Here is a 25,260-nt window from a genome sequence, read left to right on the forward strand (position 1 = left end):
TTAAGTCTATTAGTACTCGCTTATTTAATGATGGTAAACATTGTTACTAACTCATGATCATCATTAGCAATTTTGAGATAATTAAAGCCATGCTCATTATATAGCTTCATCAGTCGTTCACTGTTTTCACACTCTAGAATAATTGCTCTACCACCCATCAAAGCTTTTGCCTTATTGATAATAGTATAAATTTCAATCAAAATTAACTCTAGGTTTAATGGGTTATCTTGGATAGACTGATTCTTCCCAATTTGACCAATTAGATGAGCACTGACAGTATTATTATTGACCTTAAGCTTTCTTTTTTGACTTTTTGTTGCGTTTTCATGCAACACAACATCTTTAAAAGACAAAGTAAAATAAGCCAATAGATTGGCATCATCATCAATAATAAAGTAGGTACGAGCTTTATCTTCTTTTTCGAAACGTATAGCGTTTTTCTTTAAGAAGTTTTCGACATCGTTGTTTAGCGGGCTTGTGAAATCAGATATTAAACTAGAAGCGTTAGCTTCTCCGTTTTCTTCTGCTAAGATTTCTGAGAGTTGGAGAAGCGTCGTGCTAATAGTGATAATCCTTTAGAGTTTTCAGCCTTAAGATCCTTATCTACAATCACTACTTTACGAGGTGCAGACATGGCGCGTAAAAACATATCAGAAGATTCCTTATCCTCTACAACAAAGTTTTTATCGAATGATACTGTTGCCATTTTGAGACTCACTTCCCTGACTAAATAGGGCTAAATATTTTTTAAGTTATTGCAAGCCTCATTATCGTGTCAAACTACCTTGACATCTAATTGTAAAAATCTATCGCATTCATTTTCTTAATAGTAGTTACGGGTACAGTTGCAACAACCGTTAAAGGTACAGATACTCATTTGACAATAATCCCCTCTAATCTATCCCACCATTTCCTATAGGCCTCTGCCTGCTCTTCTAAATAATCGTGTCTATCATATGTCGCCCATTCACCTGGGAGCTTATGGCCCAATATGATTTCTGCGATATGCGGTGGCGCTAGGGTTGATAAATTGGTTCTGGCTGTTCGTCTAAGGTCGTGTACTGTCCAATGCATCATATCGTAACCTTCGTTCTTCCTAAGCCACTGCATCACGTTGTAAGGCAAAGCTAGAGGTGAAGACGTGCCCATTGGTTCGTTAGTACCTGAGTTATTAAATAGATATTGGCTTTTACCACTTAGGTCGAAGGCTTCTTTTATTAGTGGTTCAAACTCTGGAATGATGGGCCTTAATAATGGTTTCCCTGTGCTTTGACCTGACTTGTGATTTTCTGGTGGGACTGTCCAAATACGCTTATCAAAATCAAAGTGCTCTTTTTTACTTAACCTTAATTCACCATTACGACAGGCAAAGCAAAGGCAGAGCTTAAGGAAGATTTTGTTTTTAGGCGCCATACGTGAATGATCTATGGCTTTTAGCACATAGTGTATTTCTTCATCTGATAGGGTTCTATCGGTTTTGTTTTTAGTAATTTGCAAGTCTTGCTTGGCATTAATATTTGCAAGTACATTACTTACAACAAGCTGGCGGCGAATCCCCCAATTAGTCATTTGTTTTGTATTGGTCAGTATTCTGGCAGAGATTGAAGGCCTACCCGATTCCACTAATTTTTCTAAGATGGTTAGCCACTGGTGAATACTTATATCACCAAGTGGTAGCATGCCGATTTCTTTAAATACGTATAGCTCAAAAGAACGCTTTATCTCATGATGGTTCTTTTTATTTTTAATGCAGTATGAGTTGTACCACTGAGTAAAAAGCCCTTCTAAAGATACCGCCTGAGAAATAGATTGGCGCTCTATCTTTTTCACTATGCGTGGATCATAGCCTTGTTCAAGCTTGGCTCGCATTTCTAAGGCTTTTTCTCTAGCCTCTTTTAAGCTGATCAGCGGATAGGAACCTAAATCTAAACGGGCGGCTTTGCCTTCGTACCTAAAGCGCATTTGAAAGGTGATCTTACCCTTTGGTGAAACACGAACACTCATACCATCACGGTCTGTCTTTTCTTCTGACTTCTCGCTTAACTTCTTGTGCTTTGATTTCAACCACGCCTCAGACAGCGCCATACCTAGCCCCCGCAATTTGTGTACATATTTTTTGACCCAACAAAAATCACGTTTTTTGTACAAGCCACTGTACACAAAAGTCTGACATAAGATGGCATATGATGGCTAGTGATGTCGTGTGGTATTTTTACGCTACTAACCTAGAAGCAGTAATTTAGAGGGTTTCAGGCCGTTTTATGGGGTCAGGTCGCCGAGGATGGTTTATATACCTATATCGGGGTGGGAAATAATCGCAAAGGTACGTCTTTGATCGACTTCCTTTATAAACTCGGCATTAGACATGAATAAGTATCTTCTTTGGTTTCAAGAGGGCTGTATTAAGTAGGCCATCTGAGCATTAAATTTGAATGGGCGCTATTTTCGCTGATCTTGAGCAGATACACAATCCAAGCAGAGATTTAAAAGCAAGATCTAAGATAAAGAAATAAAAGACAGAAGACTTAAGTCTTGTCGGGAGAGTTATTAAAAGTGCCACGCCCCCCTATCGGCAGATAGAACACAGGGGGCCTGACAAAAACAAAATTGGGTTAATGCTTTTCTTCGATCAATTGCCACCAAGCAGCTAAGGTGGGCGTTTTCACTAAATCGATGAAATTAACGGCTAAGCCTGCATTTCGCCAATAGATACTTAAATTCATAATCTGCAAAGAACCCAAACCGTAATAAACCAAATTCTCTTGCTCATCGAGATCATTCACGCCCTGTAATAAAGACAATAAACATGAACGTAAAGCGAGTTTATTTTCAGGTATAGAGACAGAGTAATTAGACATTTTTCTCGTTAACCATCACTTATGAGTTGATGGAGGTCATAATATCAAACATAAAAACAAATGAGAATCATTATCATAAATAATTTTGATTTTTAATTATCCTTTTTATCTATCTTAATAGAGATAAATCTCTTGCTACTGCATAAAAAAGAGAACAAAAACACTTAGTTATCAAGTGTTTACTTTTCAATACAAATTATAAAAGAGATACATAAGAACGACATAAAAAGCCTTTGAGCTAGTTAATTTCTTTCATAAAGCACATTTAGATCAACTAGCTAGCGCTTTAATCTGTTACTTAAACTTTTGTATATGGTCTGCTTATTTTTTCTTTAGAAGCACATTTGCCAACAAAATATACGCAAACTCAAACGACCCCCCAGATAAAAGAGTCACTTGTCATCTAAACTGAATGTGAACAAATTGACTTTCTCATCAGGAAAATACCATGTCAGATGATTTACTCGTTTTTATGGATGAAGACCATGGAGAGTTCGTACCCCATATAGAAAAAACAAAGCGTAAAGTACTCATTGTTGATGACGATGATGATATGCATGCTATGACTAAACTTGCACTTAAAGGCCTATCATTTGAAAAATACCAATTAGAAATCATTCACGCTTACTCAGGGGTAGAAGCATATAAAACACTAGAAGAGCAAAGTGATATTGCCGTTATTTTGCTTGATGTGGTGATGGAAAGTGAGTTTGCAGGATTAGAACTCGTTAGAAAAATCCGTAATGAACTCTTTTTTGATAAAGTCAGAATTATATTACGTACAGGCCAGGCAGGTTACGCACCTGAATTAGAAACGATAGAGCAATACGATATAAACGATTATAGGGTTAAAACAGAACTAACAAGAGAGAGACTCTATGGCTGTATCATGACAGCCTTAAGAAGCCACCATCAATTGGAAAAGTTAGAAAAACTAGCATTTCATGATGAACTTACCAAGCTCTACAATAGAAATGGTTTTTTAAAGTCTATTGGGCAACATGAAATAAACAGAGAGAAAGGAAATTATTTAGTCCTCATTAATATAGATCAATTTGCTTTACTCAATGATCACTTTGGCACCAAACATGGCGATGATTTTCTAATCAACTTCTCATTCTTATTAAAAGAAAATTTAAATATGATTTCGCTGGCAAGGCTTGGAGCAGATCAGTTTGCTTTATTCCTTGAAATCACAGAAGCAGAGTTATTAGAAAAATTAGTAGCACTTAAATGTGAGCTTGAAGTGAATGGCACTATTCATCAAATTCAATTTCACGCGGGCTACTCCAGCTGGAACCCAAGAGCGACAGCGCTTGAGCACCTCACCCATTCCACCATAGCCTTGAAAAAGGCTAAAGATTCCAATTCATATGAGGCAGTAGCCTTTAGTGAGATTATGCTTAAAGCACTGCATGCACGCTCTGAAATGCTAACATCTTTACAGCAGGACTTTCTCAAAGACAAACTCTTCCTCGTTTATCAGCCCCAAGTAGATATCAACACTCACCGTATGATAGGCGTTGAGTCATTAATTCGTTGGCAAGATCCTTCGGGACATATGATTTCACCTGAAGTTTTTATCGAATTAGCAGAAAACTCAGGCCTCATTATAAAGCTAGGTGAATGGATATTAAGAAAAGCCCTGAATGAAACTAAGCAGTTCTTCCAAGACCACCCGCATTTTAGAGTTGGCGTTAATGTCTCTCCTATTCAGTTTGAACAAGATAATTTTATTGAAATCGTGGAATCAGCGCTAAAAGAGCAAGGGGTTGATGGCAAAAACCTGAACATAGAAATCACTGAATCCGTTGGTGTAGTAGACAGCGAAGAGATCAAAACAAAACTGCAAAAGCTAAGAATGTTAGGCATCACAATTTCAATTGATGACTTTGGTACAGGTTACTCAAACTTATCTTCTATCGATAATTTAAATGCTGACTGTTTGAAGATCGATCGATCCTTTGTTAATAAAATCGATACAAAGTCAGGTAAAAGCATCATCAAGATGATTATTGATCTAGGAAGTCATTTAGGTATGCAGGTGCTAGCAGAAGGCATTGAAACGTTGGAGCAACATAAAAAGCTAAGCAGCTATGGCTGCAATGAATATCAAGGGTATTTTTTATCTCAACCGCTATCACTAAGGCAGCTTGAAGAGTGGATGATTAAAGACATTAAAGAGTAAAAAAATATATGAAGAACAGTATTCGTTTTAAACTCATAATTTGGATTACTGGAACATTATTCGTCATTCTTTCAACATCAAGCTTCTTCTTATATAAAGATAAAAAAGAGTATGAATACGAGCATTATCAAAAAAGCACAATTTCTCTTAAAAAGCAGTTAGAAATCTCTCTCTTAAATGGCTTTTGGCAACTCGATAGCAAATATATCAATGCGGTTATTAAATCTAATATGCAAAATGAATTCATCGTCGCTATTAGAGCACAAGACCAAGGAAATCTGTCTGTCGGCATTCTTAAAGCCGAAGATGGCACGCTTGTTGAGTTACAGCCTGACTTTCAACCCAATCATAACGATAAACTAACCATCAACTTTACTCACGAAGACCTAGCCATTGGGGTTGTCGAAATCTTCTTCACAGATAGTCCTTTTATACAACGTATCGAAGCATTTTTAATTACTTTACTTTTAATCGAATTTATTACTATTTTCACCATTGGTTCCATCCTTTTCTTTGCAATGAACCGTTACATTTTCACCCCGATCAACTCATTAGAATCTGCTTTAGCAAAAGCAAACAACCTCGATTTTGAATCCGATGATGAGAACAAAGATTACGATTTACCGACATCAAATTATCTAGAGTGGAATGCATTAGTCGATAGGGTAAATGCCATTATTAATAAGATCATTCAAGAACTTCATAACCGGCAATTTGCCGAAATTGATGCTTTATTAGAAAAAAACAATGCTGAAACTGCATACAACGAACTTGTGAAAACTAAAAACTCTCTCGTTCAAACAGAGAAAATGGCGGCTCTTGGAAGGTTAGTTGCGGGGATAGCCCATGAAATCAATACGCCTATTGGCATCGCCCTAACGGTTGCCTCTCATTTAGATGTTGAAACAACTAAACTTGATAAAAAAGTAAGTGGTAATGCCCTCAAAAAAAGTGATTTAGATGAATATTTGGAGCTTGCCACTGAATCTAGTGGCCTTATTTTCTCCAATACACAACGAGCATCTGAGCTAATTCAAAGTTTTAAACAAATTGCAGTGGACCAATCCAGTCAAATTAAGCGAGAGTTTTTCTTGTGTGATTATTTAAAAGAAGTACTTCACAGTCTAAACCCCAAAATTAAAATAACACCGATTCAAGTTGAGTTTAATTGTACCGCAGTCATCCCAATGAACTCTTATCCTGGCGCGTTATCTCAGGTTATGACTAACCTTGTATTAAATGCCATTCTTCACGCTTACGAAGATAAACAAACAGGGCAGATTACAATTACAGTCACTGCCATAGATAAAAATGTCGAAATAAAGGTAAAAGATGATGGTGTGGGGATAGACCAAGTTACTCTGAGTAAAATATTCGATCCTTTTTTTACCACGAAACAAGGAAAAGGAGGCACAGGTTTGGGTCTTAACATCGTCTTCAATATTGTGACACAAACGCTAAATGGTAGAATCGCTGTCAGCAGCGAATTAGACCAAGGGACCTGTTTTACGATTAATATCCCAACTGAATTAAAAGATAAAGATAACAATGAATCAGAAAGAGTAACGTTTAAGTGATTCACCCCTTCCCACAACAAACATTGTCTAAGCTGTAAAAGCGCCACTCTGTCTTACTCTTTTCACACTAGTGGCTCTAGTTTCCATGGCACTATAGCCACTTATAAGTTAAGCTCCGCGCTTTCTAACATAAGCGTTAGTAATCCATATCAATCATTACGAGTAAGCACTATGAGTTTTGCCGAACTTGGCCTTTCCAAACCGATTCTCTCTGCCATCAAAGATTCAGGTTATAGCAAGCCTTCTCCAATTCAGAAGCAAGCTATCCCTGCCATTCTAGAGAACAATGACATCATGGCGGCTGCACAAACCGGCACAGGCAAGACGGCAGGCTTTACCTTACCCCTGCTTGAGATATTAAGCCGTGGCGCTAAGGCAAATCCAAACCAAGTTAGAGCTCTCGTATTGACCCCTACAAGGGAATTGGCAGCTCAAGTAGCAGACAGTGTGGCAACCTATGGCAAAAACCTTAATCTAAGGTCTGATGTTGTTTTTGGTGGTGTAAAAATTAACCCACAAATGATGCGCCTTCGTAAAGGTACGGACATCCTTGTGGCAACCCCAGGACGCTTGCTTGATCTTTATAATCAAAAAGCCATTCGTTTTGATCAACTTGAAGTATTAGTGCTTGATGAAGCAGACCGTATGCTGGATATGGGCTTTATTCACGATATTAAAAAGGTGTTGGCATTATTGCCTAAACGCCGCCAAAGCTTATTATTCTCAGCAACTTTTTCTGATGATATTAGAAAGCTCGCAAAAGGCTTAATGAACAACCCTGTTGAAGTCTCTGTTTCACCGGCGAATGCAGCAACACCAACGGTACATCACCTACTTCACCCAGTTGATAAAAAAGAAAAAACGGCCTTACTTATTCATTTAATTATGAGCCAAAATTGGCAACAAGCTTTAGTCTTTAGCCGCACTAAACATGGTGCTAATAAAATTGTCCAAAAACTAAATGATGCAGGCATCAGCGCCGCTGCTATCCATGGTAATAAAAGCCAGGGGGCAAGAACAAAAGCCTTAGCAGACTTTAAAAATAGCGATATTAAGATTCTAGTAGCGACGGATATTGCGGCTCGAGGCATAGATATTGAGCAACTTCCACAAGTTGTAAACTTTGACCTGCCTAATGTTGCCGAAGATTATGTCCACCGTATTGGCCGTACTGGCCGTGCTGGCGCGACGGGTAAAGCGGTCTCTTTAGTAAGTGCAGATGAAGTAGATCAATTAAGAGACATTGAGCGCCTCATTAAAAAGCTTATTCCAAGAGAAACCTTAGTCGGCTTTGATCCCAACCATGTGGTGCCAGAAACACAATTGGATACAAGACCGATTAAAGCGAAGAAACCCAAAAAACCAAAAAAAGATCATCCTCAACATGCAAATGATTCAGGTAAGAAGCCGGCAGCAAAAAGCCAAGGTCCTATCAAGCTTGAACCAGGCCTTAGAACACAACCTTTAGCACCAAAACGTAAGCCTCGACGTCGTCGACCTACAAAAGCCGCTGACAACAGTTAGTTTCTCGTTTTGCATGCTTGATCTACTCAATATTCATCTATCAATGAGATAATAAATGAGTAGATCAATCGTGCGATTGAGCAAAAATATGCCCTTTAATTCGCGAAAATAGATAAACGCAATAGCCCACACCCGCCACCAGCTGCACACTCCAAAGTAAGACTAAATCTTCCACGCCTAAATAAATAAAAAATCCCATAATAGGCAATAGAATCAGCCAGTGATAAACCCCTGTGTATTTCAATACGGTTTGATGTAACCCCATCCCAAACAAAGTTTGAGTAAAAAGTGACATAAATACAGCTAGCGGAGCTTCTAATAAAACTAATAACAACAACTGTCGTATTTCATCTGCCAAGCTAATACTCTCAACAAATAAAATAGAAATTGTGCCTAGAAAAGGCCAAAGAACTAAGGCTAATAAAAAGTATGTGAGAACGCCTGTGGTTAGCGCCGTATATAATATACTGCGTATTGCATGAGTATCACCAGCACCTACTGCCTTACCTGTTACCGCTCCCGTAACGCTTCCTAACCCTCTAATCGGAATCACATAAATACGTGAGATGCGCATAACCAAACTTGCGATTAATAGGCTTGTGGCAGAGATATTGGCAAACATAGCAAGTAACACTACACTGTAGCCAATAAATAGAAATTGGCTTAACCCCACCATGACAGCCTTCATTAGCATGGGCTTGACCCCTTCAAGCTGAATTTTTTCTAAGCGGATAAAGCGCATCACGGAATACAGAGCAAAGATAACGTTGCCCAGAATATGACTAAAGGCAGTAGCAAATCCGGCACCTGCTACGCCATAGCCCATATCAACAGCCATGTAAGTGGTAACTAGATTAAACAAGTTAATCGAAATATTGCGATACATGTTTACAGAGGAAAGGCCGCAAGAAACCAGATAACCAGATAAGCACAAGCCTAATGCCATAAAAGGTAAGCCCCAAATACGAGAAACAAGATAATCTTCAGCAAAGCCTGAGTGAGAAATATCAGACACATAACCTTGGGCAATATAGCTAGCTAAGCTAAGTAACAGAGTCATTAGAACCAAGCTAATACAGGTACAAGTCAGCACTGAGGTAGAAAAACAAATATGGGCTTTTTTTAGGTTTTTAGCTCCCATGGCTTGAGAACATTCCGTTCTCACCACAATAAAAAAACCAATAAAGATAGATTGCAGCAGTAGGAAGACAAAGCTCATGCTAGAGGCTGCACCCAGGGCTTCTGCTCCCAAAGAACTAATAATCAAAAGGTCTACTAGGGTGAGGCTTTGCAAGCCAATGGAGGAAACGGCATTAGGTAGCCATTGACGAACGATTTTCTGAAAAGCATCGAAGTCGAATATATGACGCTCTTTTAATCGCAACATCACCGCATTCATAAGCGAAATTCCACATAAGACTGACGCTTATTGCGATTCCATTGCATAGAGACATCCTGATTGTCAGCTAAAAGGAAAGCTGAACCTGCTTATATTTTTTTGCAAACTCCCTAAATATGATTCATAAACTAAAAAACTGAAAGGTATTCACTTTATTTTTTGTATGTTTTTTATACACCCCTTAATCTCAGCACTTTTGCTTGGCACAAAAAAAACCAGCCTGTTGGCTGGTTTCTTCATACGCATCATTTTAAGCCAGCCCGTCATAGACTCGCTTTTAGCTTAATTAACAGTAAGTTAACCAGTGCTCATATTTACTGTTACGACCTTTTACGATATCAAAGTACAAGGTTTGTAATTTCTCAGTAATAGGGCCACGGGCACCACTACCAATCTGACGGTTATCTAGCTCTCTAATTGGCATAACTTCTGCTGCTGTGCCAGTAAAGAAGGCTTCATCCGCCACATAAACTTCGTCACGAGTTAAACGTTTTTCTTTAACCGTATAACCTAGCTCTTCAGCCAACTGCATTATGGTGCGACGTGTAATACCGTCTAGGCAAGATGTCAGTTCAGGCGTGTAAATAATACCTTCACGAATAACGAAGATATTTTCACCCGAGCCTTCAGCCACATAACCTTCGTTATCAAGCAACAAGGCTTCTTCACAACCAGACTGCAATGCTTCTTGCAAAGCCAACATAGAGTTCATGTAGTTACCATTTGCTTTTGCTTTACACATGGTAATGTTGACATGGTGACGGGTATAAGAAGAAGTACGGATGCGAATACCTTTCGCTAGATTCTCTTCGCCCATATAAGAAGGCCACTCCCAAGCGGCAACCATGGTATGAGTTTGCAAATTATCTGCACGTAAACCCATGCCTTCAGAACCGTAAAAACACATAGGGCGAATATAAGCAGAAGCCAATTTATTCTCTTGAATAGATTTGACGTGAGCTTGGTTAACCTCTTCCTTAGTGCAAGGCATAGGCATGTTAAGAATATGAGCTGAGCGGAACAAACGATCAGTATGCTCTTCTAGTCTAAAAATGGCAGGACCTTTTGGTGTTTCATAGGCACGGACACCTTCAAACACACCCATACCATAATGCAAAGTATGTGTTAACACATGTATTTTAGCATCACGCCAATCAACCATTTCACCGTCTAACCAGATGAAACCATCTCTATCTGCCATAGTTGGCATTGCCATACTCTTTCTCCTATCTCATACATTTGCTGAGGCGGCCATTGCCAACCTCATTATTGTTTTATATTTATTAGCATCATAATAAGAGACATTAACTCTCTTTTAAGACAAATGCTTGCCACAAATTATTAACCTGTTCTTGATTCGCTTGCAACTGCTCTTTTGGAATCACACGCGTTTGTTTCTGCAGAGTCAGTCTATGGGTCTGCGCACGGTACAATTTATAAGTCTCAGTCATACTATCAGCAGCATCAAGACTCAATACACCTGCTGCAACAGCTGCTTCAATTTGACGTATATTATCCGAATACTGCATCAACTCAGGGTGGGTAGCGGACCAAGCTAAGACTAAATATTGCACCATAAACTCAATGTCTATAATACCACCAGCACCCTGCTTCAAGTCGAAGCTAGTATCAGTTTTACCACTGTCTAAGTGCTTGCGCATTTTCTCACGCATCTTAATGACTTCGGTTTTTAACTCAGCTTTATCTCGTATGATGGACAATATTTGCTGACGCTTAGCTTCAAACTCTTGCCCTAATACTTGGTTGCCTGAAAGCACTCTCGCACGAGTTAAGGCTTGGTGTTCCCATATCCACGCTTCTTTATTCTGATAATCAGTAAAGGCCTCTAGGCTAGTCACTAGCAAGCCTGAGTTACCAGATGGCCTTAACCGCATATCAACCTCATATAAACGACCACAAGAAGTGAAGCTGGTTAGCATATGAATGATACGTTGCCCTAAACGTGTATAGAAAGTGAGGTTATCAATACTTCGCTCGCCATTAGTGTTGGCACTTCTATTACTATTATGGATAAAGACCAAATCCAGATCTGAATCATAACCTAGCTCCAACCCACCAGACTTACCATAACCAACTACCACCAATTCAGGAGCAAGTACCGCTTCCAGTTGTGCTTGTTCATTCTTCTTAGTTGGATAGCCATGCCGGTGAATCAAATAGTACCAAGCCTTTTGTATTACCTGCTCTAGAATCACTTCAGCCAACCAAGTCAGGTGATCACTCACCTTCATTAAAGGCAGCACCTCGGTAATATCACAAGCAGCAATACGTAAGATGATAGAACGACGGAAACGACGTAAAGCATCCATATGGGCTTCTTCATCGTCTTCGGGTAAGCGTAATAAGATCTGTCTTAGCTCATCTTCCATCATGCTCTTATCTGGTGGGGAAAAGAGAGTCGTACCATCCAAGAGCTCATCCAAGAGCATAGGGCTGCTGGATATCAGCTCACTAAACCAAGAACTATCTCGACTTAAGCGTATTAAATGAGAAATGGCAGTCGGGTTTTCGATCAAAAGTACCAGATATGAGGTTCGTCTCAATATGGCCTCTAGAATAGGAAACACGCGTTCTAAAATAATATCGGGATGAGCTTCGTCTTTCAGTGCATAAGTAAAATCAGCAAAAAATGTTGCTAGTCTTTCTTGACCAATAGGCTGCATAAAAGCCACCGCTTTGGAGGTTAAAAAGCGGCTTATCTGATCAATAACCTTACTTTGATCATCCCATTCAACCTCAGATATTAGGTCAGCAACATGCTCTTGATTAAGGGGCTGGCTAGCCGCACTACTGCTACTCTTATCTTTTTTAAGTTCAGTATTTTTAAGAGGGGCCAAAGTTTGGCTCAAACCACTGCGGAATAATAAGCGCCAAGCTTCCCTATCCGAAGTTTCTTCATCGTCTTCTTTATCATCATCAATAAGTGCCACAAAAAACTGGTGAACTTGCCCTCTTGCTTGATCAAGCGCTTGGTGTAACGCTACCCAATTAGAATAGCCAAGCATGATGGCTACTCTGAGTTGCTGCACTTCATCTTCAGGTAATAACTGTGTTTGCTCGTCTTTAATTGCTTGTAAGGCATGCTCTGTACGACGTAACAATTGATACGCTTGCCATAAAGTATCTACTTGCTTTGAATCTAAATAACCCTGCTTAGCTAAATAGGGCAATACTTGATAAAGAGATTGAGTTTGCAGGCCGGTATCACGGCCACCATGTAGGATTTGCAAAGCTTGAACGATGAATTCTATTTCACGAATACCGCCTTGCCCTAACTTAATATTGTGCTCAATCCCTTTACGCTGAACCTCTTTCGCGATCATTTTTTTCAGATCACGTAAAGCTGTAATCGCAGAAAAGTCTAAGTATTTACGGTAAACAAAAGGACGTCTCAATTGTTCAAAAGCTAGCTTATCGCATTCTTCTCCTGCCATAACTCGGGACTTGATCATGGCATACCTTTCCCAGTCTCGCCCTTGGTCCTGATAGTAGTTCTCAAGCGAATCTAGGTTAAGCACCAAAGCACCACTTTGCCCATAAGGGCGAAGACGCATATCAACCCTAAAGACAAAACCGTCTAAGGTGATCTGGTCTAAATGCTGAATCAGTTTTTGCCCTATCTTGGTAAAATACTCTTGATGGGAGATAGATTTTTTGCCGTTTTTTGTTTCTCCATGCTCTCGAAAAGCAAAGATCAAATCGATATCCGAAGAGAGGTTTAGCTCACCACCACCTAGTTTCCCCATGCCAATCACTATCATAGAGACGAGCTTGCCTTCACTATCTAGCGCATCGCCATACAAGTTTTGATAGTTATTTTTTAACCAAGTTAAACTGGTCTGAACACACACATCAGCTAACTCACTTAGTATTTTAGTTAGCTCTTTTAAATCAATTCGCTGCAATATATCGAGATAGATAAGTCGACACATCCATTGATGACGAAACAAGCGTAAACGAGACATCAAGGTTTTTTCGTCTAACTCAAACAGTTCGTCCATCTCAATGGGTAAACACTGCTTTGGAGACATAGCTAATAGACCAGCACTCTCCATTGTTGCCCATTCATCCACCCATTCAGGGAAGCGACTTGCTTGCTGAAAAACATAGTCACTTAGGTTTAAAACCGCCTCAAGTTGATCTTTATGAGGGTAGTCAGCAAGGGCTACTCTCGCCTCAATTAACTGAGCTAAACGAGTATCCTGATCAGACACAGTTAACAATTGTGAGAAGGTTTTCAAACTGGGATTATTCTGGGGCAACAAAATTGGCATTTTCACCTCGACAACATCGGCAATAACGGTCACGACAAGATTTCTAGTTAGGTTTACAACAGTTTAAGGCTCAGCAAAATTAATGGTTATTTTGCTTATTAAGCCAACGAGCAATCGCTAACATAGATTGCCCTGTTTCCAATAAAGCGGTTAATGGTATTGGTGAGTCCGAATCAAGCTGCATCATTTTACGCTTCATCAAAGTATCAAGATTCACTAGATCCTGAGCTAATACAGGACTAACAAAGTTAGCTAACTGATCCATGGCATCATATACAGGAGTCAGAAAAGCAATATCATCATAAAAGCACATAGCTTCCCAATAGACTAACCAGGTTTCATACCAAAAAGCCCCTTGCTCTACGGCGCTGGCATTGTCACTTAAGGCATCAGGCAATTCGATTTTATTATCTTTAAGACGCACCCCTTTTTGTGCTTTGCTTACAGTACTCACTTGGACTGGCACAGCAAGGGCTAAACGACTGGCAAAATCATACAAGGCAATCTCATCACCAGATTTTAACTCCAGCTCAAGCTCACTGATTTGATCTTTTCCATAAGATGATGTGACTTCACCCTGATCACATACGACTTCCATCAAAGTGTCGGAGGCTTTAATCAACCAGATTTGACGCTCAAAGTCGGTACGAAACACTTGTTCTAGATCTTTTTCCCAAGCTCTATCATGTAAGGTCTCAGGTAGCATCTCATAGGTTAAGCGCTCAAGTTCCAGCTTGTCTTCTTTAATATCCCATTCCCACTCGCCACGAGCATGCATACCAATACGGTTAGAACCTCGTGTCTTTAGGGTTTGAATATAACGTTTGTTAATCGCCCGAATACGTAACGCGATTCCGGCATTCATTAAGGTTTTATCCTGAGTATCAAAATAGCCATTCATCAGCTGTAGACTTGGTTCTACATGACAATCAGGCTCCTGTTGGCAAATTGTATTTAAAAAGTCATAGGCTAAGTTAAGGTGATCCTTCTGAATCATTAACTTAAGCTCAAGTTCCATTGCCATGATAAAACCTCATCAGTGTCACTCTCTGCTATAAAAAAGGGGCATATATAAGCCTAGCAACAGAGAAAAATAAAAAAAGTTCTGGCAGTTTATCAGAATCAGTAGCTTTCACCCTTGGTTCAGGCAAAATAATTAACTTCAAGGAGAAACTTATGTCATTGCCAACACTCATTAATATGATGGGACAGCTGATTACTGCCCCTTCTATCAGTAGTAGCCAATCACAGTGGGACATGTCTAACAAAGCCGTTATCGAATTACTCGAAGACTGGCTGAGCCATCTAGGGTTTAAGTGCGAAGTTATCAAGCTTGCAGGCCCCTTAGAGAAGTACAACCTTGTCGCCACGCTTGGAGAAGGAGATGGCGGCTTGGTTTTATCCGGACATACAGATACAGTTCCTTTTGATGAAGGCCGTTGGCAATCCGACCCTTTTACATTAACAGAGCGAGACCAGAAACTATTTGGCCTTGGAACCTGTGATATGAAAGGCTTTTTTGCCATTGTTTTAGATGCGATCAAAGACATGTGCCAAAGCCCGATCAAACAACCTCTTATCGTACTTGCTACCGCAGATGAAGAAAGTTCGATGAATGGCGCTCGAGCATTAGTTGAGAGCGGCAAGCTTAAAGCCAGATACGCCTTGATAGGTGAGCCGACCTCCCTTACCCCAATTTACGCTCATAAAGGCATTATGATGGAGCGTATTCGAGTAACGGGTAAAAGTGGCCACTCGTCTAACCCTAACTTAGGCAACAATGCTATGGATGCCATGCATGCTGTGATGTCTGAGCTCATGACGTTTCGCCAAGAGTTGAAAGCCCAGTATCAAAATGCTGACTTTGCCATTGACTACCCAACTCTCAATTTAGGCTGTATTCATGGGGGCGATAGCCCTAACCGAATCTGCGCAGGCTGTGATATTGATTTCGATATTCGAGCACTTCCTGGTATGAGCAACCAAGCGTTAATCGCTGAAATAGAGCAGAGGCTGCCTGTCATAGCTGAACGCACCGGCACCAAGATTCAATTGGAACATTTGTTCCCTGATGTACCTTCCTTTGCCACTAGCCTTGAATCTGACATAGTCAAAGCCTGTGAAGCTTTAACGAAGAAAAAGGCCGATACGGTTGCTTTTGCAACGGAAGGACCTTTTTTAAATCAAATGGGAATGGAAACCCTAGTTTTAGGGCCAGGGTCTATTGATCAAGCCCACCAGCCAAATGAGTTTTTAGCCTTAGATCAGATTAATCCTATGCAGGATTTAATTCGATCTTTAGTGCGACGATATTGTCTAGAGGCATAAATCATGGAGCAAACAGGTTACACTAAGCAACATTTTATTTAATACCCCCAGACCTAGAGGTTTAACGTGTCTGACGATCTGAACTTTGACTTGAGTTACGTTGACTGGTTTCGCCATTCATCGCCTTACATTAACGCTCACAGGGATAAAACTTTCGTAATTTTTATTCCTGGTGAAGCGGCTGAATCCGCACAATTTTCTAATATCATTAGTGACCTTGCACTAATGGATTCTCTTGGTATTCGCCTCGTCATAGTTCACGGTGCCCGATCACAGATCAATCGTATTTTCGAAAGAGAAGCACTAACGAGCAAGCTACATAAAGCTTGTCGCATTACCCCTCAAGAGCAACTGCTTCCTATTATTCAGGCATCTGCAGGGGTTCGAGTGCAGATAGAAGCGCAATTATCCATGGCGCTTGCAAATACTCCTATGGCCGGGACGCGACTTAAAATTTGCAGTGGTAATCATGTTATAGCTAGACCCCTTGGTGTGGTTGACGGCATAGATTTTGGACACTCAGGTGAAGTGAGACGAATTGATGCCGAAGCCATCAATAAATTGCTCAATGATGACAACATGGTGCTGCTTTCACACTTAGGGTATTCACCAACCGGTGAGGTGTTTAATCTCAAAGGTGAAGAAGTTGCCACTCAAGCTGCGATTCAGCTTAAAGCAGACAAACTCATCATGCTTAACGCTGAAGAAGGCATTTTTTCGGATAAGGGTGAACTAGTGTCTGAGTTATTAGCAAAAGATGCAGAGCGCTTACTCGATAAACTTTCATCAAATAATGAAATCAAATTAGCCTTACAAGCGTGTATCCAAGCGGTTCGCAATGCCGTACCTAGAGCGCACTTAATTTCTTTTAACGAAAATGGTGGCCTGATTCGCGAGTTATTTACCCGTGAAGGCGCGGGAACCATGATAGATGAAGATAGTTACGAGCAACTAAGGCAAGCTACCATAGACGATGTGGGTGGCATGATGGCTCTCTTAGCTCCATTAGAAGCCAATGGCACCTTGGTAAGACGCTCCAGAGAGTTGCTTGAGAATGAAATTGATCGCTTTATTTTGATCGAAAGAGATAACGCAATTGTTGCTTGTGCCGCTTTATATGCCTTCGAAGATGAGTCTTTAGGTGAACTCGCCTGTGTTGCAGTTGATCCAAGTTATCGCGGTGGGCGCCGTGGTGATAGGCTCCTTAAAGGCATAGAAAGATCTGCCAGAAAACAGGGTCTTAACAAATTATTTTTATTAACGACCCGAACTGCCCATTGGTTTATCGAACGTGGCTTTAAAGCAGACAGCCTAACAGCAATTCCAAATGCAAAGCAGAGTCTCTATAACTATCAAAGAAACTCTAAAATATTTATTAAAAAGCTTTAATAGATAAATAAATGACATAAAAAAACCTAAGCAGAGATCTCTACTTAGGTTTTTTTATACATACAATTTCAGTTTTGTTTGTTATTCCAGAATTTTAAATGGAATAAACATAGGGTAACCGTCTCGTATCACACGCATAGGCACTGAATGATTCGCAGGAATCGCACTCACACTACCTAGGAAGCGTTCAACGCTGTCAATGCTAGTGCCATTTAACATAGTAATCACATCACCCTGCTGTAGGCCGTTACGAGCCGCTGACCCACCTATCACTTGCTCGATCACAACACCGCTACGAATGTTTAAACGACGCAACATATCATCAGAGATCTCACCAACAACCATACCTAAACGGTTTTCTTGTTGCTGTGTTTGAGTCAATTGGTCGGGCTCAGTTGGATAATTTTTTAAGGTAAAGCTTAATTCGATTTTCTCACCATTACGGTAAATCACCGATTTAGCAACATCACCCGCTTTCAGTCCTCCCACTCGATAAGGTAGCTCTGAGGATTGCTCAATGATTTCATTGTTAAACTCAAGAATGATATCGCCATCAATCAAGCCAGCTTCTTGCGCTGGAGAATCAGGAATCACTCGGCTAACTAGAGCACCACTTGGACGATCTAAGCCAAATGATTCAGCTAGGTCACTACTCACATCTTGAATAATCACACCTAACCAAGCACGAGTAACACGCCCTTCGTTTTTCAATTGATCAACAACTGACATTACTAGGTTAGAAGGAATCGCAAAAGATACACCCATGAACCCACCAGAACGTGTATAGATCTGCGAGTTAATACCGATTACTTCACCATCAAGGTTGAACAGAGGTCCGCCCGAGTTTCCTGGGTTGATCGCCACGTCAGTTTGAATGAAAGGAACATAGTTATCAGAAGGCAAATTACGGCCTAAAGCACTGACTATGCCGGCAGTAACTGTGTAATCAAATCCAAATGGCGAACCTATTGCCAATACCCACTGACCCGGTTTCATATTGTCCGAATCACCTATGGTCACGGTTGGTAAGTTTTCTGCTTCAATTTTTAATAAAGCAAGATCTGTTCTTTTGTCTGTGCCTACCAATTTAGCTTCGTATTCACGTCTGTCGTTTAGGCGAACATGAATAATGTCAGCACCATCTATGACATGATTATTCGTTAATACGTAACCATCTTGCGAAATAATAAAACCAGAACCTAGCGAGTTTCTTTGCTTACGTTTTGGCTGTTTATCTAGCGGTTGCTGACCAAAGAAATGACGAAAGAATTCGTTTAACTCTTTTGCATTTGGATTAAGTTGAGGCTGACCTTGTCCTGCTGTAGGTAGCTGTTCTGTACTGATATTAACGACAGCAGGAGATGAATCTTCCACCAGCTCAGTAAAGTCAGGTAATTGCATTGCTTTGGCACTCATACTTGCCACAGCAAATAAGCCAAGCAACCCAATATAAAGAGGGTTTAAACGTTTTATCATTAGCTCGTCTCCTTTATAACGTCAGAGCATTCAGACTCAGTGTTAAGTCTTATAAAAAGAGTAAATCACTATTTTATTAAGTAAAAATTAAGTCTCGGTTAATATCCAGTTATTTTAAGGTTGTATTTTTTAAACCTATAAAACAATCAGTTATAACTGTAAGACATCAATACTTTGGATTGGTTTCGTCTTTATCGACAAAATTTTTGGCTGGAAATCAGGATCGTTCACATGTTCAAGGGATACTTTTCTAGCAAAATATAACCCTGTTGCTAACCCTAGAACGGAACCAATGGCGGCGTATACTGACTCATTGCTTACCAAACTAGGTAAAACTGCGCCCAGCACCAAGCCTAACAAGGGTACTAAATACATCCAAACAGAGGCTTTTAATAAGGTATCTTCCGGAATACCAACAACAACCTCTTGGCCAACTTGGCTAGCCAATGTATCACTCACCATCATACGCATACGATTACTAGAGGATACTTTTGCTATCGCATGATGGCCACATGCCGACTTTGCTTGGCAAGCCGTACAACTACTTGTACGAACTGTCTCTATTTCAGCAAAGCCGTCACTAACAGAAAGCACTATGCCACTTTCTTCTACCATTACTTTTGCCTCGGCATAATCACGGTAAGGAGTTTACGAATGGTCGCATCAGGTACTTCACCTACAGCCGTTAGCAAGAATGGAGAACCGTTCATCATGCTACTTTTCTCACCCGCAATAGTGGTACCCATGCTCATAATTGTGAGAGGCTTTTGTACGTTTGTCGCTTCAACAAAAATCGAAATAGATGTCATGCCATCTGACAATAGCATCATAGACGCTTTTTCATTTATTTGCCTAGCGCCACGCCATACAGGAGCAAAACCAGCAGGCAGCCAATCAAATACCCAGTCACTGGTCACAGATTTAGGTGTGACTTCAATCAGGTGTTCTGAATAAGTCCCCATACGAGGAACAAAGTCATTTTTAGTTAGATTTGGCGATACATTAAGCGAGGTAAATTGCACTCTATCCAACACTTTACCATTAGATTTTAAAGTATCATGTTTTAGCAAAAAGCCGGTTTCTATATCTAACCAAAACTCATGTCCATAACGGTATTGGTCTCGTGGCCTTAGCTCTAGCTTTTGCGCACGACGACCTGCAACTAACCCTTTATCAGTGACAACAAAGTTATAGCCTTTTTGCAATCTTTCACCATTAAACTCTTTAAAGCGCTTAAAAGGTGCCGTAATAGGATCTGTATTGTTAGCAAAAGACATATTCGGATAAACACAGATGACACTGTCATCAATACGAATGACTTCGATTTTTTCTCCGTCTAAATCTAATAAGCTTTCATATTCAACACCATCAATAACACTGTGACGAACCTGCATGCTGTTCATCTGTGAATCATGGGAGCGAACAAACACCCCTTCGTAACTCAGGGTAGAAAAGGCTTCAACCATACGGTTCATCAAACCTAATCCCGAAGCATTCTGTGCCGACACACTGTTCGCCAATAAGGCAACTAGTGTTATCGAAACTAAACCAATACGTCTTAAAACCATATAAAACGCACCTTACTTCTGCTCAACAGGATAACTAACAACACGAGCCATAGGTAACATACCCTGACCTGACGCCATAGTTGATTGCTCAGCGTGTTGGCGTAAGTAGCTCTGCAGACGTTTGTTATCTATATCAATTTCAGCGCTCACTTGTTGTAACGGCTTAACATCTATTGGCAAAGCCAAACTTGGAGCTTGAGCCAAAGCGGGTGATTGCGTATTACTCTCACCCTCTAATAAGTAAGAGCCACCACCAATCACAACAAATGCCACACTGGCAGCCATAGCAAGGCCAGACATGGTTTGCTTGAGAAAGTGTACTTTAGATTCCCTTGGCGCTTTCTCTTCTGTTACAGGCGCTGCCTGAGGAGCTTGAAATTGATCAAAAGACACCACGTTTTCACCTTGATTGGCATCTTCATCTTCTAATTTATCAATCCCTTCTCGCACTCTTGCAACTAAATCTGTCGCCAGATGATCCACTTGACTGTCTGAACTTAAAATTGAGCTGGTTAGTGCATAAGCATGCATTTTTTCCTGCCACTCTTTTGCGTCCTGCTCTAAGATTTCATCAATCTCAGCTGCCTCACAGTGATCATCAAACAAGCTTGATAAGCTTTCAGCTAAACGATCATTCTGCTCTTGCTTGCTCACCATATTACTCTCCCCCGCCCATAAAAGGACGAATGCGTTTTTCTATCGCATCACGTGCTCTAAATATACGTGACCGTACCGTTCCAACAGGACATCCCATAATTTGGGCAATATCCTCATAACTTAAACCATCAAATTCACGTAACCTGATAGCTGTTTTAAGCTCTTCAGGTAAATGCTCAATGGTTTCATAAATAGCTGCTTCAAGACGATCCTTGTTTAAGGTTGCATCCGGTGTATCCACATCAGCTAAAGCATCAAATACCGTGTATTCTTCTTCATCATCCAAGGCCACATCAGAACTAGGTGGGCGACGATTACGTCCAACCAAATAGTTTTTAGCTGTGTTAACCGCAATACGATATAACCAAGTATAAAAAGCACTGTCTCCACGAAAATTACCAATCGCACGATAAGCTTTGATAAAACTTTCTTGGGCAACATCCATAACTTCATGTTTATCTGAAACATACCGTCCAATAAGGCCCATCACCTTGTATTGATACTTTAAAACCAATAAATCAAAGGCTTTTTTATCACCATTTTGAACTCTTTCAACCAACTCTTGGTCGGAAGATGAACTGTGCTGCATAGGCACCTCATTCAAAACCATTATTTTCCAGCGCCTTTACAACCTTATTGTTATTGGTTGACCACTGGATCAATAACTAGTTCATATAAATTTTGACTAAAACCATCTAGCCAATCACTTTAAAGAAAATTTAGGACAAAGTAATCCTAAGAAATAAGGGCTAAATCACCTTTATCAATTCAATCTCACTATTTTCAATCAAATTATTACAACCAAGCTGCATAAAATTGCATCATCACGTCGTTTTCAAAACAGGCAAGTATTCCCATAGCGAGGTTAACAATAGTACCATTAATCTTTTACAGTTGAATTAGAACAAATAATGAGCCGTGAATATCAAACTGACATTTTAATAGTAGGTGCTGGCGCAGCTGGACTTACCCTTGCTTTAGAGCTTGCAGATAAACACCAGGTTGCCATTTTAACCAAGGGCGATATTCACGAAGGCGCGACCCTGTATGCCCAAGGGGGTGTTGCTGCCGTTTTATCTGATAAAGATACTGTCGACTCCCATATCAAAGACACCATGATAGCTGGAGCAGATTTAGGCGATACTGATGCGGTGCGCTTTACCGTTGAACAATCAAAACAAAGTATCGACTGGCTAATAGAACAAGGCGTGCCCTTTACTCGTTATGAAGGTGGCGAGCACTACCACCTTACAAAAGAAGGTGGACATAGTCATAGACGTATTATTCATAGTGCTGATGCAACAGGTCAGGCAATTTCTAATACTCTGATCGAAAATGCCTCTAAACACCCCAACATTACTTTTTACCCTGATCGTGTTGCCATAGATCTTATAACTAAACACAAGGTTAATCAGGCGAATCAAAGCGAAAATGAATGCATCGGCTTATACAGCTTGAACCATAAAACAGGTCAAGTCGATGTTTTCAAAGCAGCTAAAGTCGCATTAGCAACCGGCGGCGCCAGTAAGGTTTATCTTTACACTAGTAACCCAGATACCGCATCAGGTGACGGCATCGCAATGGCTTGGCGTGCAGGCTGTCGTGTGGCTAATATGGAATTTAATCAATTCCACCCTACCTGTCTTTATGACTCTAAAGCGAAAACCTTCTTAATTTCTGAAGCGGTTCGCGGTGAAGGTGGACGTTTATTACTACCCGATGGTAGTGCTTTTATGTCTCGCTTTGATGATCGTAAAGAGCTTGCTCCCAGAGACGTAGTTGCTAGAGCAATTGACCATGAGATCAAACGCCTAGGTGTAAACCATGTGCTTTTAGATATCTCCCACAAAGGCAGTGATTTTGTAAAGTCGCATTTCCCAACTATCTATGAGCGTTGCCTCAGTTATGGCTATGACATGACGAAAGAGCCTATTCCTGTGGTTCCTGCTGCTCATTACACTTGTGGTGGTGTATTAGTTAATCAGCTGGGACAAACGGATCTTGCTAATTTATATGCCGTTGGCGAAACCTCTTATACAGGTCTTCATGGGGCTAACCGTTTAGCCAGCAACTCACTCTTAGAATGTATTGTTTATGCCAGATCTGCGGCGCAGGACATTCTTAATTCAGGTGAGCTTAAATACTATTCAGCTAACATTCCTGCATGGGATGAAACTCAAGTAACTAACTCAGATGAAGATGTTGTGATTGCTCATAACTGGCATGAACTACGTCGCTTTATGTGGGATTACGTGGGGATAGTAAGAACAGATAAGCGCCTTATCAGAGCAAAACATAGGGTAGATTTATTATTATCTGAAATCGATGAATTCTATAGTAACTATAGAGTAAGTAATGATTTATTAGAGTTAAGAAACCTCGCTGTGGTTGCTAAGTTAATCATTAAATCTGCGATGACACGTAAAGAAAGCCGTGGTTTACACTTTACCCTAGATCATCCAGATTTAGCGCAAGAGTCTAGCCCAACAATACTCTCCCCTTTTAAAGACTGAACTTAGCTTCGTCATTTATTAGGCGACATATAGCAAAGATAAGGTTTAACCTGTTATTAAGCTTTATCTTTGCCAGTATGGCATTGGTAGGCGGCAAAAGAGCGTAAATAAGCAAACTCTTCTTTGCTTAACATACTGTGGTAAATACTAAGATAAGACGGCTCAAACAAAGCACGTTTTAGTTTGATCAGCCAAAAAGAATACTTAAGGTAGCTCACCCAAGTCTCGGGTATCGTCTGAATAGTGTCTTCTGGTGTTATTATCGCTAATAAGCGCCAAGCATTAAAGCTCTGAAATTCAAGTTTATATCTGCCTTGAGCCGTTTCTAGCGTCGCTTTATTAGCCTGTATGCTAATTGAACCTTGGCTAACATATACCAAACGCCTAAAAACGAGCACTGCGCTCACAATCAAAGCATTAAGCAAACTCAGCTCAAAGTATAATTGAGGGCTTAACCAGATATGACAAGCCAGTACCAGGCCCCAGCATAAGCAGAGCCAAGGTACCGCTTCGTAGAAAGAGGTTTTAAGCCTGGTAGTTTTCAGGCTGTACACGATCAAGAATAATCTTAACAATACGTGCAATATCAGGATCGCTTGGTACTTCTCTTTGCATAAACCAAACAAACATTTCTTGGTCTTCGACTTGAATCAGTTTATAAAAGCGACGCTTATCATCGTCATCAAGTTTAGCAAACTCTTCTTCTAAAAAAGGCTCTAGCAAGACATCCAATTCCAACATGCCACGACGACAATGCCATTTTAGACGTTTAAATCCGATAGACTCTTCTGTTTCACTCATTGCTGCACCTCACTTTAAGTTGTCAGCATTATAACGTTTGAACTTAGATTGGAAAACTAAAGAAGATGCGTAAAGTCAGCAAACTAAGATACTTGCTAACAATATGACTTGGATTTCCTTAGTTTTAAAAGGTTATTAAAAGTTTGCATGAATACTGGTTAGAAATTCTTCAAATCACCTGTAAATATTTTATCTCTAACACCAGTATTACAACCTTCTTCTAATTCAATGGTGCCGCCTAAGCCATCGTCCATCAATAAGCGTAATGGGGCTTTATCGCCTGCATCACTGATTTCATCACTTGCAACAATCGCAGCATGAAAGCCATCTTCGATAAGGTCTACTTGGTTATATCGCAAAGGGAAAGCAACGTCAGAATTGAATTCATAGGTAACGCCATCTCGCTCAACACGAATACAACTAAAGCTATAAACCTCTTTACTGGTCGTTTGAGGCGCTATCTCAGAATTAGTGCCATTAGCATCTATATAAGACACAGGTTGGTCAGTCATATTTTGAACATCAATGTAAAAAGTGCTCGAACATGCTGCCAAGGCAACAGCACTGGTCATAACTAATCCAATCTTGTAAAACAGCATTTCACTTTGTCCTTATCTCTATTATGTCGTATCACCATATCTAAAATAGATGATGGTATTTGCTCGCCATCATAAAAAAAAGCTCAGC

General features: G+C 40.2%; 22 protein-coding genes. 6 read left to right on the forward strand and 16 right to left on the reverse strand.

Annotated features, from left to right (window positions below):
- Positions 1 to 20: 20 nt before the first annotated feature.
- From Q0A08_RS13060 to Q0A08_RS13075, 4 genes are all read right to left on the reverse strand, one after another.
- On the reverse strand, positions 21 to 368 hold the full coding sequence (locus tag Q0A08_RS13060; protein ID WP_438461984.1) for a hypothetical protein: 348 nt from the start codon (positions 366 to 368) through the stop codon (positions 21 to 23).
- 158 nt (positions 369 to 526) lie between these two features.
- Complete coding sequence (locus Q0A08_RS13065) at positions 527 to 706, reverse strand: hypothetical protein (protein WP_438461985.1); 180 nt, start codon at positions 704 to 706, stop codon at positions 527 to 529.
- A 167-nt stretch (positions 707 to 873) separates the two neighbouring features.
- On the reverse strand, positions 874 to 2,085 hold the full coding sequence (locus tag Q0A08_RS13070) for a tyrosine-type recombinase/integrase (protein ID WP_438461986.1): 1,212 nt from the start codon (positions 2,083 to 2,085) through the stop codon (positions 874 to 876).
- A 527-nt stretch (positions 2,086 to 2,612) separates the two neighbouring features.
- Entirely contained in the window at positions 2,613 to 2,858 is a 246-nt protein-coding gene (locus Q0A08_RS13075) for a hypothetical protein (protein ID WP_438461987.1), read from the reverse strand.
- Positions 2,859 to 3,306: 448 nt separating this feature from the next.
- On the opposite strand from Q0A08_RS13075, the gene Q0A08_RS13080 reads away from it, so the two are divergent.
- The 3 genes from Q0A08_RS13080 (at position 3,307) to Q0A08_RS13090 (ending at position 8,147) form a co-directional block, all read left to right on the forward strand.
- On the forward strand, positions 3,307 to 5,046 hold the full coding sequence (locus tag Q0A08_RS13080) for an EAL domain-containing response regulator (protein ID WP_438461988.1): 1,740 nt from the start codon (positions 3,307 to 3,309) through the stop codon (positions 5,044 to 5,046).
- Positions 5,047 to 5,054: 8 nt separating this feature from the next.
- Positions 5,055 to 6,623, forward strand: coding sequence for a sensor histidine kinase (locus Q0A08_RS13085; RefSeq protein WP_438461989.1), 1,569 nt, complete (start codon positions 5,055 to 5,057; stop codon positions 6,621 to 6,623).
- 171 nt (positions 6,624 to 6,794) lie between these two features.
- On the forward strand, positions 6,795 to 8,147 hold the full coding sequence (locus tag Q0A08_RS13090) for a DEAD/DEAH box helicase (RefSeq protein WP_438461990.1): 1,353 nt from the start codon (positions 6,795 to 6,797) through the stop codon (positions 8,145 to 8,147).
- A gap of 64 nt (positions 8,148 to 8,211) precedes the next feature.
- On the opposite strand, the gene Q0A08_RS13095 is transcribed toward Q0A08_RS13090, so the two are convergent.
- The 4 genes from Q0A08_RS13095 to Q0A08_RS13110 all read right to left on the reverse strand — a co-directional run bounded on the left by Q0A08_RS13095 (position 8,212) and on the right by Q0A08_RS13110 (position 14,865).
- Positions 8,212 to 9,546, reverse strand: coding sequence for an MATE family efflux transporter (locus Q0A08_RS13095; RefSeq protein ID WP_438461991.1), 1,335 nt, complete (start codon positions 9,544 to 9,546; stop codon positions 8,212 to 8,214).
- Positions 9,547 to 9,832: 286 nt separating this feature from the next.
- Positions 9,833 to 10,762, reverse strand: coding sequence for a branched-chain amino acid transaminase (locus Q0A08_RS13100; protein ID WP_438461992.1), 930 nt, complete (start codon positions 10,760 to 10,762; stop codon positions 9,833 to 9,835).
- A gap of 88 nt (positions 10,763 to 10,850) precedes the next feature.
- Positions 10,851 to 13,874: a bifunctional [glutamate--ammonia ligase]-adenylyl-L-tyrosine phosphorylase/[glutamate--ammonia-ligase] adenylyltransferase gene (gene glnE / locus Q0A08_RS13105; protein ID WP_438461993.1), complete on the reverse strand. Its 3,024-nt coding sequence runs from the start codon at positions 13,872 to 13,874 to the stop codon at positions 10,851 to 10,853.
- 46 nt (positions 13,875 to 13,920) lie between these two features.
- On the reverse strand, positions 13,921 to 14,865 hold the full coding sequence (locus Q0A08_RS13110; protein ID WP_438461994.1) for a CYTH domain-containing protein: 945 nt from the start codon (positions 14,863 to 14,865) through the stop codon (positions 13,921 to 13,923).
- Positions 14,866 to 15,017: 152 nt separating this feature from the next.
- On the opposite strand from Q0A08_RS13110, the gene argE reads away from it, so the two are divergent.
- Together argE and argA are read left to right on the forward strand one after the other, a co-directional pair.
- Positions 15,018 to 16,169 (forward strand): acetylornithine deacetylase, encoded by a 1,152-nt coding sequence (argE, locus tag Q0A08_RS13115; protein ID WP_438461995.1) that lies wholly within the window; start codon positions 15,018 to 15,020, stop codon positions 16,167 to 16,169.
- A gap of 66 nt (positions 16,170 to 16,235) precedes the next feature.
- A complete protein-coding gene (gene argA / locus Q0A08_RS13120) occupies positions 16,236 to 17,558 on the forward strand; it encodes an amino-acid N-acetyltransferase (protein ID WP_438461996.1) in 1,323 nt (440 codons plus the stop codon).
- Positions 17,559 to 17,639: 81 nt separating this feature from the next.
- On the opposite strand, the gene Q0A08_RS13125 is transcribed toward argA, so the two are convergent.
- From Q0A08_RS13125 to rpoE, 5 genes are all read right to left on the reverse strand, one after another.
- The gene (locus Q0A08_RS13125; RefSeq protein ID WP_438461997.1) at positions 17,640 to 19,034 is read right to left on the reverse strand and encodes a DegQ family serine endoprotease; all 1,395 of its coding nucleotides are present in this window, start codon (positions 19,032 to 19,034) and stop codon (positions 17,640 to 17,642) included.
- A 150-nt stretch (positions 19,035 to 19,184) separates the two neighbouring features.
- Complete coding sequence (locus Q0A08_RS13130) at positions 19,185 to 19,649, reverse strand: SoxR reducing system RseC family protein (RefSeq protein ID WP_438461998.1); 465 nt, start codon at positions 19,647 to 19,649, stop codon at positions 19,185 to 19,187.
- Entirely contained in the window at positions 19,649 to 20,602 is a 954-nt protein-coding gene (locus Q0A08_RS13135; protein ID WP_046016702.1) for a MucB/RseB C-terminal domain-containing protein, read from the reverse strand. The genes Q0A08_RS13130 and Q0A08_RS13135 overlap by 1 nt, the downstream gene beginning before the upstream one ends.
- Positions 20,603 to 20,614: 12 nt before the next feature.
- Positions 20,615 to 21,259 carry a sigma-E factor negative regulatory protein gene (locus tag Q0A08_RS13140; RefSeq protein WP_046016703.1) on the reverse strand — a complete coding sequence of 215 codons (645 nt, stop codon included), beginning with the start codon at positions 21,257 to 21,259 and terminating at the stop codon, positions 20,615 to 20,617.
- A gap of 1 nt (position 21,260) precedes the next feature.
- Positions 21,261 to 21,848, reverse strand: coding sequence for an RNA polymerase sigma factor RpoE (gene rpoE / locus Q0A08_RS13145; RefSeq protein ID WP_046016750.1), 588 nt, complete (start codon positions 21,846 to 21,848; stop codon positions 21,261 to 21,263).
- Positions 21,849 to 22,170: 322 nt separating this feature from the next.
- Between rpoE and nadB the strand changes: the two genes are divergently transcribed.
- Entirely contained in the window at positions 22,171 to 23,772 is a 1,602-nt protein-coding gene (gene nadB / locus Q0A08_RS13150) for an L-aspartate oxidase (protein WP_438461999.1), read from the forward strand.
- Between the two features lie 56 nt (positions 23,773 to 23,828).
- Here the strand turns inward: nadB and Q0A08_RS13155 are convergent, their stop codons facing one another.
- The 3 genes from Q0A08_RS13155 to Q0A08_RS13165 form a co-directional block, all read right to left on the reverse strand.
- Positions 23,829 to 24,179, reverse strand: coding sequence for a hypothetical protein (locus Q0A08_RS13155; RefSeq protein WP_438462000.1), 351 nt, complete (start codon positions 24,177 to 24,179; stop codon positions 23,829 to 23,831).
- A 118-nt stretch (positions 24,180 to 24,297) separates the two neighbouring features.
- Complete coding sequence (locus Q0A08_RS13160; RefSeq protein WP_438462001.1) at positions 24,298 to 24,573, reverse strand: succinate dehydrogenase assembly factor 2; 276 nt, start codon at positions 24,571 to 24,573, stop codon at positions 24,298 to 24,300.
- 158 nt (positions 24,574 to 24,731) lie between these two features.
- Complete coding sequence (locus Q0A08_RS13165) at positions 24,732 to 25,172, reverse strand: hypothetical protein (RefSeq protein ID WP_438462002.1); 441 nt, start codon at positions 25,170 to 25,172, stop codon at positions 24,732 to 24,734.
- Positions 25,173 to 25,260 lie beyond the last annotated feature (88 nt).

It is taken from the genome of Marinomonas sp. PE14-40 (assembly GCF_051623805.1).
Lineage (GTDB): Bacteria > Pseudomonadota > Gammaproteobacteria > Pseudomonadales > Marinomonadaceae > Marinomonas.

Bases quoted from the DNA above. Each gene is read 5' to 3' on its own strand.
- Q0A08_RS13065 (WP_438461985.1), bottom strand. From the start codon at position 706: ATGGCAACAGTATCATTCGATAAAAACTTTGTTGTAGAGGATAAGGAA.
- Q0A08_RS13070 (WP_438461986.1), bottom strand. From the start codon at position 2,085: ATGGCGCTGTCTGAGGCGTGGTTGAAATCAAAGCACAAGAAGTTAAGC.
- Q0A08_RS13075 (WP_438461987.1), bottom strand. From the start codon at position 2,858: ATGTCTAATTACTCTGTCTCTATACCTGAAAATAAACTCGCTTTACGT.
- Q0A08_RS13080 (WP_438461988.1), top strand. From the start codon at position 3,307: ATGTCAGATGATTTACTCGTTTTTATGGATGAAGACCATGGAGAGTTC.
- Q0A08_RS13085 (WP_438461989.1), top strand. From the start codon at position 5,055: ATGAAGAACAGTATTCGTTTTAAACTCATAATTTGGATTACTGGAACA.
- Q0A08_RS13090 (WP_438461990.1), top strand. From the start codon at position 6,795: ATGAGTTTTGCCGAACTTGGCCTTTCCAAACCGATTCTCTCTGCCATC.
- Q0A08_RS13095 (WP_438461991.1), bottom strand. From the start codon at position 9,546: ATGAATGCGGTGATGTTGCGATTAAAAGAGCGTCATATATTCGACTTC.
- Q0A08_RS13100 (WP_438461992.1), bottom strand. From the start codon at position 10,762: ATGGCAATGCCAACTATGGCAGATAGAGATGGTTTCATCTGGTTAGAC.
- Q0A08_RS13110 (WP_438461994.1), bottom strand. From the start codon at position 14,865: ATGGCAATGGAACTTGAGCTTAAGTTAATGATTCAGAAGGATCACCTT.
- argE (WP_438461995.1), top strand. From the start codon at position 15,018: ATGTCATTGCCAACACTCATTAATATGATGGGACAGCTGATTACTGCC.
- Q0A08_RS13125 (WP_438461997.1), bottom strand. From the start codon at position 19,034: ATGATAAAACGTTTAAACCCTCTTTATATTGGGTTGCTTGGCTTATTT.
- Q0A08_RS13130 (WP_438461998.1), bottom strand. From the start codon at position 19,649: ATGGTAGAAGAAAGTGGCATAGTGCTTTCTGTTAGTGACGGCTTTGCT.
- Q0A08_RS13135 (WP_046016702.1), bottom strand. From the start codon at position 20,602: ATGGTTTTAAGACGTATTGGTTTAGTTTCGATAACACTAGTTGCCTTA.
- Q0A08_RS13140 (WP_046016703.1), bottom strand. From the start codon at position 21,259: ATGGTGAGCAAGCAAGAGCAGAATGATCGTTTAGCTGAAAGCTTATCA.
- rpoE (WP_046016750.1), bottom strand. From the start codon at position 21,848: ATGCAGCACAGTTCATCTTCCGACCAAGAGTTGGTTGAAAGAGTTCAA.
- nadB (WP_438461999.1), top strand. From the start codon at position 22,171: ATGAGCCGTGAATATCAAACTGACATTTTAATAGTAGGTGCTGGCGCA.
- Q0A08_RS13160 (WP_438462001.1), bottom strand. From the start codon at position 24,573: ATGAGTGAAACAGAAGAGTCTATCGGATTTAAACGTCTAAAATGGCAT.
- Q0A08_RS13165 (WP_438462002.1), bottom strand. From the start codon at position 25,172: ATGCTGTTTTACAAGATTGGATTAGTTATGACCAGTGCTGTTGCCTTG.